The sequence below is a fragment of the Pedobacter sp. CAN_A7 genome (genome assembly GCF_015752175.1).
Classification (GTDB): Bacteria; Bacteroidota; Bacteroidia; order Sphingobacteriales; family Sphingobacteriaceae; genus Pedobacter.
Genome location: NZ_JADOUW010000003.1, coordinates 203558 through 218291, shown reverse-complemented (window position 1 = coordinate 218291; position 14734 = coordinate 203558). Strand labels below are relative to the sequence as shown.

12 protein-coding genes are annotated in these 14734 nt (G+C 39.6%); 5 read left to right on the top strand and 7 right to left on the bottom strand.

Features of this window, described 5'->3' with window-relative positions; all coding sequences use genetic code 11:
- Window positions 1-202: 202 nt before the first annotated feature.
- Window positions 203-1042, bottom strand: a complete 840-nt coding sequence (locus IWX76_RS12390; protein WP_196860248.1) for an MBL fold metallo-hydrolase — start codon at window positions 1040-1042, stop codon at window positions 203-205.
- A 91-nt stretch (window positions 1043-1133) separates the two neighbouring features.
- Window positions 1134-2522: a dihydrolipoyl dehydrogenase gene (gene lpdA / locus IWX76_RS12385; RefSeq protein ID WP_196860247.1), complete on the bottom strand. Its 1389-nt coding sequence runs from the start codon at window positions 2520-2522 to the stop codon at window positions 1134-1136.
- Window positions 2523-2757: 235 nt separating this feature from the next.
- Here lpdA and IWX76_RS12380 point away from each other — a divergent pair, with 235 nt between their 5' ends.
- The gene (locus tag IWX76_RS12380) at window positions 2758-6069 is read left to right on the top strand and encodes a TonB-dependent receptor (RefSeq protein WP_196860246.1); all 3312 of its coding nucleotides are present in this window, start codon (window positions 2758-2760) and stop codon (window positions 6067-6069) included.
- 209 nt (window positions 6070-6278) lie between these two features.
- Here the strand turns inward: IWX76_RS12380 and IWX76_RS12375 are convergent, their stop codons facing one another.
- Window positions 6279-7460 carry an AIR synthase related protein gene (locus tag IWX76_RS12375; RefSeq protein ID WP_196860245.1) on the bottom strand — a complete coding sequence of 394 codons (1182 nt, stop codon included), beginning with the start codon at window positions 7458-7460 and terminating at the stop codon, window positions 6279-6281.
- Window positions 7461-7538: 78 nt separating this feature from the next.
- On the bottom strand, window positions 7539-9725 hold the full coding sequence (locus IWX76_RS12370; protein WP_196860244.1) for a glutamine synthetase III family protein: 2187 nt from the start codon (window positions 9723-9725) through the stop codon (window positions 7539-7541).
- Between the two features lie 219 nt (window positions 9726-9944).
- Here IWX76_RS12370 and gloA2 point away from each other — a divergent pair, with 219 nt between their 5' ends.
- From gloA2 to fbp, 4 genes are read left to right on the top strand one after another with little or no spacing between them, the layout of a single operon-like run.
- On the top strand, window positions 9945-10328 hold the full coding sequence (gloA2, locus tag IWX76_RS12365; protein ID WP_196860243.1) for an SMU1112c/YaeR family gloxylase I-like metalloprotein: 384 nt from the start codon (window positions 9945-9947) through the stop codon (window positions 10326-10328).
- 3 nt (window positions 10329-10331) lie between these two features.
- Window positions 10332-11036 (top strand): tRNA1(Val) (adenine(37)-N6)-methyltransferase, encoded by a 705-nt coding sequence (locus IWX76_RS12360; RefSeq protein WP_196860242.1) that lies wholly within the window; start codon window positions 10332-10334, stop codon window positions 11034-11036.
- 10 nt (window positions 11037-11046) lie between these two features.
- The gene (locus IWX76_RS12355; protein WP_196860241.1) at window positions 11047-11538 is read left to right on the top strand and encodes a metallophosphoesterase family protein; all 492 of its coding nucleotides are present in this window, start codon (window positions 11047-11049) and stop codon (window positions 11536-11538) included.
- Window positions 11539-11558: 20 nt separating this feature from the next.
- Complete coding sequence (gene fbp, locus IWX76_RS12350; protein WP_196860240.1) at window positions 11559-12578, top strand: class 1 fructose-bisphosphatase; 1020 nt, start codon at window positions 11559-11561, stop codon at window positions 12576-12578.
- On the opposite strand, the gene rnhA is transcribed toward fbp, so the two are convergent.
- Genes rnhA through IWX76_RS12335 form a run of 3 tightly spaced genes read right to left on the bottom strand, consistent with a single transcriptional unit; the run spans window position 12565 to window position 14569 of the window.
- Window positions 12565-13038 carry a ribonuclease HI gene (gene rnhA / locus IWX76_RS12345; RefSeq protein WP_196860239.1) on the bottom strand — a complete coding sequence of 158 codons (474 nt, stop codon included), beginning with the start codon at window positions 13036-13038 and terminating at the stop codon, window positions 12565-12567. The two genes, fbp and rnhA, sit on opposite strands and share 14 nt — an antisense overlap.
- Window positions 13039-13095: 57 nt before the next feature.
- Window positions 13096-13659, bottom strand: coding sequence for a GNAT family N-acetyltransferase (locus tag IWX76_RS12340; protein WP_196860238.1), 564 nt, complete (start codon window positions 13657-13659; stop codon window positions 13096-13098).
- Window positions 13660-13675: 16 nt separating this feature from the next.
- Entirely contained in the window at window positions 13676-14569 is an 894-nt protein-coding gene (locus IWX76_RS12335) for a hypothetical protein (RefSeq protein ID WP_196860237.1), read from the bottom strand.
- Window positions 14570-14734 lie beyond the last annotated feature (165 nt).

Genomic DNA, 14734 nt, shown 5'->3' with positions numbered 1-14734 from the left:
GTGTTTAAAACTATAACAAAAATTATTCCAAGAATGTTTTGACTTTTCCACCTTTTTCCTATAATTATTAGGCATTCTTCCTTGATAATCAGGGTAATTAACCGCCAATAATCAGTTATAATGCGCTACATTCTTAATAGAAATTTATTTGTCTTTAGTATGTCATTTGCAAAAAAGATGAGACAAAGCTTCTTTATTCGCTTTAAAGATCGCTAAGTTTAAAAGTCTCTTTTAACCGCACTCCTTTTTCTGTTTGCTCAACAGTACAACATTCATTTTCTGGATCATGCTCCAGGTACAAAATGTAATTCTTATCCGCCGCTTCCTGCAGAAATGACTTTTTCTCAGTTAGGGTTTTAAGTGGAAACATGTCATATGCCATCACATAAGGAATAGGCAGGTGGCCTACAGAAGGCAATAAGTCAGCCACATACACAATGGTCTTTCCTTTATATTGGATTTGCGGAAGCATCATTGCATCGGTATGTCCATAGGCATATCGAATATGAACACCTTCATGAAAAGCAACGCCATCCTGGTCGGCAACAAATTTTAATTGTCCGCTTTCCTGGATTGGCAGGATGTTTTCTTTCAGAAAAGAAGCTTTTTCCCGGTCGTTAGGATTTACCGCCCAGTCCCAATGTTGTTCATTACTCCAGTAAGTAGCATTTTTAAAAGCAGGCACCAGTTTGTCAGCTTCCCTGACAATTGAGCCGCCACAATGGTCAAAATGCAAATGTGTCAGAAAAACATCGGTAATATCTGCCCGGTTAAAGCCTTTTGCCGCTAATGATTTATCCAGCGTATCGTCACCATGGAGGTGATAATGACTTAGAAACTTGGCATCCTGTTTATCACCAATGCCATTATCTATTAATATTAACCGGTCGCCATCTTCAATCAGCAAACAACGCATGGCCCAGGTGCAAAGGTTGAGGTTGTCAGCAGGATTAGTTTTCTGCCAGATTTGTTTAGGCACTACGCCAAACATGGCGCCGCCATCTAATTTAAATAACCCGGTTTCTATGGTATGTAAGTTCATGGAGCTGCTGAATTAATAAGGTCTACGTAAATGTAAAACAAAAAACCCGCTGAACAAGTCAGCAGGTTTTAATATAAGGTTAGAAAAAAGCTTACAAGTGGATCACTTCGCCATAGGCATCAGCCGTAGCTTCCATAATCGCCTCACTCATGGTAGGGTGAGGGTGTACTGCTTTTAACATTTCATGACCAGTAGTTTCCAGCTTACGGGCAACCACAATCTCTGCAATCATTTCCGTAACGTTAGCACCAATCATGTGTGCGCCTAACAATTCGCCATATTTAGCGTCGTATATCATTTTAATGAAACCGTCTTTAGCACCTGCCGCACTTGCTTTACCTGAAGCGGAGAAAGGAAACTTGCCTATTTTCAATTCATAACCTGCAGCTTTAGCCGCTTTTTCAGTATAACCAACCGAGGCAATTTCTGGTGTGCAATAAGTACAGCCTGGTATATTATTATAGTCTAGTGCTTCAGGAGAATGGCCTGCAATTTTCTCTACACATATAATACCTTCTGCAGAAGCTACGTGTGCAAGGGCTTGTCCTGAAACAATATCACCAATTGCATAATAACCTTTAACATTCGTATTGTAAAAAGCATCAACCACTACTTTACCTTTTTCTGTTTTAATACCAGTTTCTTCCAGACCGATATTTTCGATGTTAGCAACTACACCTGCCGCAGATAATACAATATCGCATTCTAGTGTCTGCATGCCTGAAGCAGTTTTAACCTGCACTTTACAACCTATTCCGCTGGTATCTACAGACTCAACGCTCGATGAAGTCATCACGTCGATACCTGCTTTTTTGAAACTGCGTAACAATTGTTTAGAAATGTCTTCGTCTTCTACTGGAACAATGTTTTCCATAAATTCCACCACGGTCACTTTAGTGCCCATCGTCGCATAGAAATAAGCAAACTCAACACCAATGGCACCTGAACCCACAATGACCATTGATTTAGGTTGTTCTGGTAACACCATCGCCTGGCGGTAGCCAATTACTTTTTTACCATCCTGTTTTAGGCTTGGCAATTCTTTCGAACGCCCACCAGTTGCCAGGATTATATTTTTAGCAGAAAGTTCTTTTTGAGAACCATCGGCTGCACTCACTGAAACTTTATTTCCTGGTTTTACCTTAGCGGTACCCATGATCACGTCAATTTTGTTCTTTTTCATCAAGAACTGAACACCTTTGCTCATGCCTTCGGCCACACCTCGGCTGCGTTTTACCACAGCAGCAAAGTCAGCTTCTGCACTAGCGGTTTTAATCCCGTAGTCGGCAGCATGGTTAATGTATTCAAATACCTGGGCGCTTTTTAATAAAGCTTTAGTAGGTATACAACCCCAGTTAAGGCAGATTCCGCCTAAAGATTCGCGTTCTACTATCGCGGTTTTTAAACCCAGTTGAGAAGCTCTTATCGCAGCTACATATCCACCGGGACCGCTGCCTATTACTATTAAATCGTAGTTCATATCTTTAAAAGGAATAACTTAATACGCATCAAAATTAAAAAAATTGTTGGTTATCTAAGCCTCATTCGTTTTATTCTCTTGTACAGCTTTTGTAATAATGTTAAACACCGTAAAATAATACACGAGTTAACAATTATTTAACTTTGAAAAATAAGAGTGTGATCTATAAATAATTATCTTTGCCCCAATTATTATTCACCATCATAAAAATTCACAAAAAGTTCATCAAAAAAGTATGAAAAAAAATCTACTATTAAAAGTTTTGGTTGTCTTTATCGCCTTTCTGGGGTCGTTTTCTGTTGCTCAGGCACAGGTGACCACTTCGTCGATGACGGGAACAATCAAAGACGCTCAAGCTGCGCTTCCTGGTGCAAGTGTGAAAGCTATTCACACACCAACCGGAACAGTTTACGGCATCACCACCAATAACGATGGTCGTTTTACCATCGGTAACATGCGTGTTGGTGGTCCTTATTCTGTGGAAGTTAGCTTTGTTGGTTTTAAACCTCAAAAATTTGATAATGTTTACCTTAAATTAGGTGAGCCTTATGTAATCAATGTTACCCTTGATGATAATGCATCTAATTTATCTGAAGTAACTATTGTGGGCTCACAACCGAATTCTATTTTGAATTCAAATAAAAGTGGTTCTTCTACCGTGGTTACACGTGCGCAGATCCAAAACCAGCCAACGATTACCCGCAGTGTTAACGACCTTACCCGTTTAACACCTCAGGCTAATGGAACTTCTATTGGTGGTGGTAACTACCGGTCTAACAACTTTAGTGTTGATGGTGCTAACTTTAACAACCAGTTTGGTATTGGACAAAACGTCCCTGCTGGTGGTTCTCCAATCTCTATCGACGCTTTAGAGCAGATTTCGGTAAATGTAACTCCTTATGATGTTCGTCAAACAGGTTTTACTGGTGGTTCTGTTAACGCAGTAACCCGTTCAGGTACCAACAAATTTTTCGGTAATGCTTTTTACACCATGCGTGGCGATGATCACCAGGGTAAGCGTATTGAAGGATACCGCATTCCAAGTTTGCAAAGATTAGATGAGAAAAACTACGGATTTAGTTTCGGTGGTCCGATTATCAAAGACAAATTGTTTTTCTTTGTAAACGCTGAATTCAAAAAAACCACAGAACCAGGTACCACTAAAATTGCTGCAACAGATGCATTGCCATTTGGTAGTGTAAGTACTGTTGCCCGCCCAACAGCAGAATTCTTAGATGGTGTTTCTGCATATTTGAAAAACACTTATGGATATGATCCAGGTGTTTACCAAGGTTATGATTTGAAAAGCAATAATGATAAATTATTTGCTCGTTTAGACTGGAATATCAATAAAAATCACCGTTTTAGTGTACGTTACAACCAAGTGGAAAGCCAAACGCCAAGTAGTGTAAGTTCTTCTACTTCTGGATCTAACTTTAGTCTTGGTAGTGCTGACAATAGGGTGTCTAATAACGCTTTACATTTCTCCAATTCAAATTATTATCAGGCAGCTAACTTATATTCAGGTGTTGCCGAGTTAAACTCAAATTTTGGTAGTAAAGTAACCAACACCCTTCGTGCTACTTATTCTAACCAGAATGACCCAAGAACTAGTGATGGAAGCATTTTCCCATTGGTAGACATTATGGATGGTACATCTGTATTAACTACTTTCGGTTATGAGCCTTTCACTTACGGTAACTTAAGAGACGTAGAAACGTATACTTACAGCAATGACCTTGGTTTAGCTTTAGGTAAACACAACCTTACTTTAGGTGTACAAGCGGAATTCAGTACAACTAAAAATGGTTTCCAAAGATTTGGTACAGGTTACTATGTTTATAATTCATGGGATGATTTCGTGAATAATGCAAAACCACGTAACTATGCCATTACTTATTCTTTAAACGAAGATGGTTCACAAGCTTTCCCTAGCTTTAAGTTCGCACAATACTCTGCTTATATCCAGGATGAGTTTTCGGTATCAGATCGTTTTAAATTGACTGCTGGTTTAAGGGTAGAGCAACCAAGTTATCCTGATGTTACAGAAATGAGAACTCATGATTTGGTATTAGCGCAGACTTTTGCTAACGGTGAAAAGATTAATACAGGTGCATTGCCTGAAACCAGATTAGCTTTCTCTCCGCGTTTCGGTTTCAACTGGGATGTGAAAGGCGACCGTTCTTTACAGCTACGTGGTGGTAGCGGTATTTTTACCGGCCGTATTCCTTTTGTATGGTTAGTTGCACAATCTGGCGATGCTGGTTTATTACAATACACCCAAGCTTACAGTGGTCAGGCAAACACACCTGGTGTGTTTAATCCAGACATTAATGCTTACGTTCCAAATCCAAAAGCACCAGCTGGAACTACTATTCCAAGTACGATCAGTGCTTTATCTAGCGACCTAAGATTCCCTCAAACCTGGAAATCTAACATTGGTATCGATGTTAAATTACCATGGGGTATGGTGGGTACTTTAGAAGGTATCTATGGTAGAGATTTATATGCTGCAGTTGCTAAAAACGTTAATTTGTTAGATCCAACAGCATTAAACATTGCTGGTTACCCAGATAACAGACCATTCTTTGCAAGTACAGTGAATGCTCGTCAGGCGGTTAATACCAATTCAAATGGTTCTCTTAATCCAAACGGTACTCAACAAGTAAACGTTGCTAAAATGTTTAACGCTAAAGGTGGTTACAACTGGAGTGCAACTGCACAATTGACAAAACAGTTTAACCAAGGTGTAAGTGTTATGGTGGCCTATACAAGATCAGACCAACGTAACTACGGTGATGGTTCTGGTGACCAGTTGTTGAATTTGTGGTCTATTCCACAAACTTCATCTAACCCGAACGATCCTACTTTAAGTTATTCAAGTAATTTAAACCCTGATCGCGTAATTGCAAACATTGCTTACCGTAAAGAATACTTGAAAAACTTAGCTACTTCCTTCTCTTTATTCTATGAAGGTTCACAACAAGGTCGTTTCTCTTATACTTACAGCAACGATTTCAACAGAGATGGTTATGCAAATGACTTAATCTATGTTCCAGCTAACCCATCAGAAATTGCATTCAGTGGTAACCTGGCAACTGGTACTAAAGATAATCCAAAGGTTTATACGCCAGAACAACAAAGTGAAATCTTCTTCGACTACATTGAGCAAGATAAATACTTAAGTTCACGTAAAGGTCAATATGCAGAACGTAATGGTGGAACTTCTCCATGGAGAAACCAATTTGATTTCCGTTTAACGCAAGAGATCTTTAAAAACTACGGTAATTCTAAAAACTCAATGCAGTTTACGGTGGATATCTTTAACGTTGGAAACTTGTTAAACAGAGATTGGGGAGTTAGAAATTTCGTTAATAATGCTTCAATTTTGGTTCCTCAAAATGTTAATGCTATCAACGCATCTACAAAACCAACATTTAAATTGAATACTTTCCAAAACGATGTGGTAACAGAAACTTTTGGTGTAAACCAAACGATACTTTCTACTTACTACATGCAGTTCGGTATCCGTTATAATTTTAACTAGTTATAACGATAAACAATTCCTGATTAAAGCGGTTGTTCCTTCTGGAGCAGCCGCTTTTTTGTTAGTTGCACTTCAGAGACCATAGTTATATGAATTGGAGATGTCTTTTTATACAAAGGGGACTATATCCATGTGGATGTAAAGCCACAAAAAAACCGCTACATGTTCTGTAGCGGTTTTTCACTGTTTAGCTTCAAGCCAATCAATAATTAGTTATATATAAATGTCCCTTTATCACTGGTAATGGTTACCTGCTTTTGAGCAGCACTTTCTACACGTCCAATGATCTGAGCATCGATATTAAAGCTCTTCGAAATCGCAATAATGTCTGCAGCAATTTCTGCAGGAACATACAGTTCCATGCGATGGCCCATGTTAAACACTTTATACATTTCTTTCCAGTCAGTACCCGATTGTTCCTGGATTAACTGAAACAAAGGTGGTACAGGGAACATATTATCTTTAATCACGTGTACGTTGTCGTTAACAAAATGTAACACTTTAGTTTGCGCACCACCACTGCAATGTACCAGTCCGTGGATCTGCTTGCGGTATGCAGCTAATACTTTTTTAATCACAGGGGCATAAGTACGCGTTGGCGATAAAACCAGCTTACCGGCTGTAACCTGTGTATCTGCATCAATTTGAACAGTATCTGTTAAGCCTTTTCCACCTGAAAATACAAGGTCAAAAGGCACAGCCGGATCATAACTTTCAGGGTATTGATGCGCCACCGCTTTATTAAATACATCGTGACGGGCAGAAGTTAATCCATTGGATCCCATACCGCCGTTGTATTCCTTTTCGTATGTTGCTTGTCCGGAAGATGATAAACCAACAATCACATCACCCGGCTGGATGTTATGGTTGCTGATTACGTCTTCACGTTTTAGTCTACAAGTAACAGTAGAGTCTACAATGATGGTCCTCACCAAGTCACCTACATCAGCCGTTTCGCCACCGGTAGAATAAATGGAGATGCCTTGTTCGCGCAGTTCCGCCAGAATTTCTTCAGTACCATTGATCACGGCTGCAATCACTTCGCCGGGAATCAGGTTTTTATTCCTGCCAATGGTGGAAGAAAGTAAGATGTTTTCTGTTGCACCTACGCATATTAAGTCGTCGATGTTCATGATGATTGCATCTTGTGCAATGCCTTTCCAAACGGAGATATCACCGGTTTCTTTCCAGTAGATATAAGCTAGGGAGGATTTTGTACCCGCGCCATCGGCATGCATGATGTTGCAATAGGCTTCATCATTTCCTAATATATCTGGAATGATTTTACAAAATGCTTGTGGGAAAATTCCTTTGTCAATGTTTTTGATGGCCTGGTGCACATCTTCTTTCGAAGCAGAGACGCCACGTTGGTTATACCTGTTATCACTCATGTTGTTGCAAAGATAGGAAAACAAAAAAAAACCTCTGCTTTTTAGGGCAGAAGTTTCTTAGTATAACCATATAATATATTATTTTAAGAACAATAGTTCTCTGAATTTCGGTAAAGGCCATACACTGTCGTCAACAATTTGCTCTAACTTATCAGTGTGATAACGGATGGTATCGAAATAGCTTTTCACATTCTCGTCGTAAGCTATGGCTTTCTCACGTGAATCTTCAATGGCATTGGTAATTTTACGTTCTTCCAACATGGCATCAATACTTGTTTTTACAATTCTCAAGTGTTCTGATACTTTGTTGATGATCGCCAATGGAGTTTCTAAAGCTTCTTTGCTTAAACCTAATTCTTTAAGTCCTTTTGCATTTTCTAACAAAGAGTTTTGGTAAGCTATAGTTGCCGGTATCACCATGCTATTGGCCACTTCGCCCATTACCCTGGCTTCGATTTGCAGTTTTTTGAAATAGCTTTCTAACAAGATCTCATGACGCGCATGTAGTTCACGTGCATTAAAGATATTGGTTTTAGCAAATAATTCGATAGACTTTTCGCTAACGTAAGCATCAAGCGCTTTAGGTGTGGTTTTGATGTTCGATAAACCGCGTTTAGCTGCTTCATCTTCCCATTCCTGGCTGTATCCATTTCCTTCGAAACGAATGTCTTTTGATTCTTTAAGGTATCTTTTGATAACTGTTAATAAAGCCACATCTTTTTTGTCGCCTTTTTTGATCAATTTATCAACTTCAATTTTAAATTTAGTTAATTGATCTGCAACGATGGCATTTAATACTGTCATTGGCGATGCCGAGTTCTCAGAAGAACCTACCGCTCTTAATTCAAACTTGTTGCCGGTAAAAGCAAAAGGAGAGGTACGGTTACGGTCAGTAGTATCAAAATTGATTTGTGGTATTTTAGGGATACCTAACCATAATGAATCTTCACTTTTCACTTTTTTGATGATGCTGCGCGAAGTTTCGATTTCGTCTAATACATCATTTAATTGTGAACCTAAAAAGATGGAAATGATTGCTGGTGGCGCTTCGTTAGCACCCAAACGGTGATCATTGCTTACTGAAGCAATACTTGCTCTTAACAGGTCTGCATGTTCGTGTACCGCTTTGATCGTGTTTACAAAAAACGCTAAGAACATCAGGTTGTTTTTTGGCGTTTTTCCTGGCGATAACAAGTTTTTACCGGTATCAGTAATTAACGACCAGTTGTTGTGTTTACCAGAACCATTAATGCCTGCATAAGGTTTCTCATGCAAAAGCACTTTAAAATTATGTCTTTTGGCCACTTTTTCCATCAAATCCATTAACAATTGGTTATGATCGATGGCCAGGTTGATTTCTTCGTAAATAGGAGCACATTCAAATTGTAATGGTGCAACCTCATTGTGACGGGTTTTCAAAGGAATACCCAATTTTAAAGCTTCGTTTTCGAAGTCGACCATGTAAGTAAATACACGCTCAGGAATCGATCCGAAATAATGATCTTCTAATTGTTGTCCTTTTGCAGACATGTGGCCAAATAAAGTACGGCCAGTTAATGCTAAATCCGGACGGGCATTATATAAAGCAAGATCTACTAAAAAGTACTCTTGTTCGATACCCAAAGAGGCATTTACCTTAGTGATGCTTTTGTCAAAAAATTGACAAACATCAACAGCAGCTTTATCTAAAGCATTTAATGCTTTTAATAAAGGAGCTTTATAATCTAAGGCTTCGCCAGTATAAGAAACAAATACAGTAGGAATACACAATGTTTTACCCGCTCTGCTTTCCATAATGAAGGCAGGAGAAGATGGATCCCACGCAGTATAACCACGCGCTTCGAAAGTATTACGGATACCACCATTAGGGAAACTTGAAGCATCTGGCTCTTGTTGAACCAAGGCGCTGCCTGCGAATTTTTCAATCGCACCATCACCGCTTGGCTCAAAAAATGAATCATGTTTCTCAGCAGTTGTTCCAGTTAATGGCTGAAACCAGTGCGTATAGTGAGTAACGCCTTTTGCCATTGCCCAGGTTTTCATTGCTGTTGCAATGTGGTTGGCATCATCTTGATTAATTAATTCGCCTTGGTTAATGGCTGAACCTAATTTTTCAAAAACTTCTGGCGATAAGAAATCTTTCATTTTTTTCTTATCAAACACATTACAGCCGAAAAACTCCGAAATTTTGGTAGATGGTGCGGAAACCTCGGGAGAAATTCTGGATTGTGCCTCTTTTAATGCAATTGTTCTTAAAGTTCTCATTTATTCGTTTAAAATTTGATCAAAAATAAAGTATATTATTAAGAAATCGTAATTTTTAAAGATAAAATCCGAAACTCAACGCTTGTTTTGTGTCTTTTTGCGGTTGTTAGTTTAAAATAGGCGGTTTATGTAGCTATTTTTTGTAAGAAGCATGTTTTCTTTTTTTCTAGTCGTCAAAGCAATATCCAGTGCTTAAGCAGGAATTTTTTACCTTAGTATATGTTTAGTAAAATACACCATATCGCTATCATTTGCAGTGATTATGCGCGAAGTAAAGAGTTTTATGTTAAGGTGCTGGAACTGAAGATTCTGCGGGAGGTTTACCGGGAGGAACGTCAATCTTTCAAATTAGACCTGGCCATTAACGATCATTATCAAATTGAATTATTCTCTTTTGACCAGGTACCCGCTCGTCCTTCGCAGCCCGAAGCCGCAGGTTTACGGCACTTGGCTTTTGAGGTAGAAGACTTGGATGTAGTAATTAACAACCTGGCTTCAAAAGGAGTGGTTACAGAGCCTGTTCGCATAGATGAATTTACTGGCAAACGATTTACCTTTTTTGCAGATCCCGATGGCTTACCCCTTGAATTATACGAACGATAGGGGATGGGAAGTTTATTCAGGTTTAAACAGTTCGAAGTGGAGCAGGCAGATTGTGCCATGCGCATCAATACTGACGGCGTGTTATTAGGTGCAATCGTAGCACAGCTGCAGCCTCATCATATATTAGATATTGGCACAGGTACTGGTGTTATTGCCATGATGCTTGCCCAGCGCTTTACACAGGCCATGGTTACCGCAGTAGAAATTGACGGTCCTGCAGCGTTGCGCGCAGCAAGTAATTTTGAACAGAGTCCTTTTGCAGCTCGACTACAAGTGCGTCATAGTGATATAACGACTTACCAAAGCGATGACCATTATGATTTGATTGTATCTAACCCGCCTTATTTCGTTAATGACCTTAAAAATCCGGAGCATAGAAAAGGCCTGGCCAGACATGCTGGCGATCATTTTTTTGATGCATTGCTTCGAAAAGTAGCTAATATATTATCCGAAAATGGCAAATTCTGGGTAATCCTTCCAGCTAAACAGGCCCAGGAGCTGGTTACCAATGCCGTGCTGTTTAAACTCTTTCCGCATAAAGTTATTCATGTGCATTCCGATGCATCCAAACCAATGTTTAGGCAGATCATTTGTTTTGGCTTTTCCACTGTGCCGTTGCTTCAAGAAAACTTTTACATCTATTCAGCAGAAGGTATTTACACCGATGCCTATAAAAACCTGTTGAAAAACTTCTTTCTGGCCTTTTAATTTAACGATTTTGAAAAAAATAGGATTACTTTCTGACACCCATAGTTTTTTAGACGAAGCTGTATTTAAACATTTTGATGCTTGTGATGAGATATGGCATGCCGGGGATTTTGGTGCTGATGTTGCCGAAAAACTGGTTGCATTTAAGCCTTTAAGAGGGGTATATGGGAATATTGATGATAAAGACATCAGGGTGGCCTACCCGGAACACCTCCGTTTCCAATGTGAGCAGGTAGATGTATGGATGACACATATTGGTGGTTATCCTGGTCGTTATGCACCACAGGTAAAACCAGAAATATACACTAAGCCGCCTCAGCTGTTCATCACGGGTCACTCACATATCTTAAAGGTAATGTTTGACGAAAAAATTAAATGTTTACATATAAATCCCGGTGCGGCAGGTAAATCAGGCTGGCATAAAGTGAGAACTTTAATTCGATTTAGTATTTCAGACGAAAAAATACATACCTTAGAAGCCATAGAGATAGGTAAAAGATAACGTAAAATATACACTAAGGTATGGCAGGAATAAAAACATTAGGACAGTTTATTATTGAAAAACAAGCAGACTTCCCTTACGCAAAAGGTGAGCTTTCCAGGTTGCTCAGAGACATTGGTATTGCCTCTAAAATTGTTAACCGGGAGGTGAACAAAGCTGGCTTAGTAGATATTCTAGGCGATGCCGGGACCATTAATATACAGGGGGAAGGACAGAAGAAATTAGATGTATTTGCAAACCTGCAATTTATCTCCGCATTGACCAGCGGTGGTGAGTGTTGTATTGTGGCTACTGAAGAAGAAGATGAGTTTGTGCCAATAGACTCGCCGGTATCTAAAAACGCGAAATATATTGTGTGTATTGATCCGCTCGATGGCTCATCAAATATTGATTGTAATGTTGCCGTAGGTACTATTTTTTCTATTTACAGACGGAAATCTGTCGACGGCATGGCAACGCTTGAAGATGTGCTGCAAAAAGGCACCCAGCAGGTGGCTGCAGGCTACGTGATTTATGGTTCCTCAACCATGTTGGTTTATACCACAGGCAAAGGAGTTAACGGATTTACACTGGACCCTTCCATCGGGGAGTTTTGTTTATCGCATCCTAATATGCGCATACCTGCCGAAGGCACTATTTACTCCATTAACGAAGGTAATTATGGTCACTTCCCCTTGGGGGTGAAAAAATACATCAAATATGCGCAGGTTGAAGATGCGGCAACCAACAGGCCTTATACTTCTCGGTATATTGGTTCTATGGTGGGCGATATCCACCGGAACCTGATTAAAGGTGGAATTTATTTATATCCAACAACGGCAAGCTCCCCCAATGGAAAGTTGCGTCTATTGTATGAGTGTAATCCCATGGCTTTTATCGTGGAACAGGCAGGTGGTGTTGCTTCTGATGGCTTTAACCGTATTCTAGATATTCAACCGACTGCGCTTCACCAGCGGGTAGCCATATTTATTGGTTCAGAGAAGATGGTGCGCACAGCGGAGCAGATGATGCTCGAAAACGAAGTGACTAAAGCAAGCTAGGTTTACTGCGTTCTGCTTCAAAAGGGGCATCAATTGCCAGGGTGCTGGATTGTTTACTGGCGGCTACGGCAAGCTGGTCGCAACGTTCATTCTCCGGGTGACTATTATGCCCCTTTATCCATATAAATTTCACCTGATGTTGTTTATAAACATCCAGGAAGCGAAGCCATAAGTCTTTGTTTTTCTTGCCTTTAAAGCCAGTTTTTAGCCAGCCGAATACCCATTTCTTTTCAACAGAATCCACCACATATTTAGAATCAGAATAGATAGTTACGTCTTTTCCTGGTGATTTAATGGCTTTCAGTCCTTCAATCACAGCCAGCAGCTCCATACGGTTATTGGTGGTTAAACGGAAACCGCCACTTAATTCTTTGTAGTGGTTGCCCGACCTTAAGATTACACCGTAACCTCCAGGACCTGGATTTCCACTTGCTGCACCGTCTGTATAAATATTGATCATATTGCTGTTTGAAGCACAAAAATAGGAAATTAATTAGTGGCTGGGAGGTTGTTTTGTTCAGGAGCTAGCGGAGTTGTTGTTAATCAGTGAATAAATAACATCATCCAGGAAAACACCGTTATAAAATGTTCTCTCTTTAAAATGGGCTTCTTTAACAAAGTTGTTTTTTAACAGCAATCGCTCGGAGGCCGTGTTTTCAGGATCAATCAGGGCTTCTAAGGAATGAAATTTTAAATCTTCAAAAGCAAATTTAACCACCATTTTCAAGGCCTCGTCCATAATGCCCTTATGCTGGTCATCCGGACTGAGTATATAACCTATTTCGGTTCTGTAATTCTCGGGTTGCATGCGTATTAAGCAGATCATTCCGATAAGTTTATCGTTCGGAGCAAGGGTAATGGCCCAGGTAATGAATGTATTTTCCTCAACACCTTTGTTAAGCAAATTGATATGGTCTAATGCATCTTGTGGCGTTATGGCCAATGGACGGGGAATGTAGCGCATCACCTCTGGGTTAGACCTAAGGGCAAAAACTTCGTTTACATCATTTTGACTAACCTGCCGTAATTGTAAACGACCAGCATGTAATATGGGGAAGGGGTTGAAATTAAGCTCCATCATGTATTGAAATTAAGCTTTATTTCTGATACTGTGCCAAAACAGCTGCCGCAATTTTTTTCTGTCCTTTCTCATTGATATGTAGTTGGTCACTGTAATCGTCGGGGGTAAGTAAGCGTAGGTCCTGGATCATTGGGATGTGATGGATGTTTGCAAAATCAATAATCTTCTGGCCCAGGCTGTTGTAGCGACCATCTTTAAGCTCAGGGATACTTGCATGCAAAAAGAGGGTTAAGGGAATGCGGCGTTTAGAGGTATAGTCGGTAAAGTCTTTAAATCCGGAATTGAATGGTGTTCCTTCTGGAATATGATCAACCACGGATGCCTGGATCTGTTTTTTTAAAGTTAATTTAGGAATAATATACCGGTCGAATAGTTCATAGATGGCTGAAGCATACTGTTTATTTGGATGAGATTTTGAAACACCAACAATTTTTTCAAAGGTCATGTTATCATATGCATCATGTGAGCTGACAAACAGGTAGATCTTTTTGGCCTGAAAAGTTCCATATTTTTTCAAATAAGCAAAACTGTTATCAGGGCCCCAACTGCCTGCTGAGATATTTAAAAATTGTACTTTTTGTTTGTACAATTCAGACAGTCTGGTGCTTAATATACTGGTGGCTAAAGCGTCATGGTCGCCCCGGTTAATAATCGAATCGCCAAAACCTAAAATGTGGATACAAGAGGAATCGAGTGGCGTACTTCTCATCGAATACTCATTATAATGGTAGGTTTTTCTAAATCGCTGGGTATGCTGGTTGGCCAGGTTAATGTATTCAAAATCAGGATCACTTTTCATTAAGACTTCATGGCAGAAGCCAAAGTAAGTTCTTAAACCAAGTTCTGCCGCAACCAGCAACAACACAAACAACACGAGTAGGTACCGAAGTTTATTCTTTCGTATATCCATGACAAATCAGGAGTAATTTTAGGGTAAGGCAGTTAGCTGAGTAAGCCTGTCAAAAATAAATGAATCCTGAAGTAATTGTTAGGGTTGGTTTAATATGTGAGCCAGATTGTAGCGTTTGTAAATGGCTTTGTTTACTTAGGTGACAACGTTAATGGATACAATTTT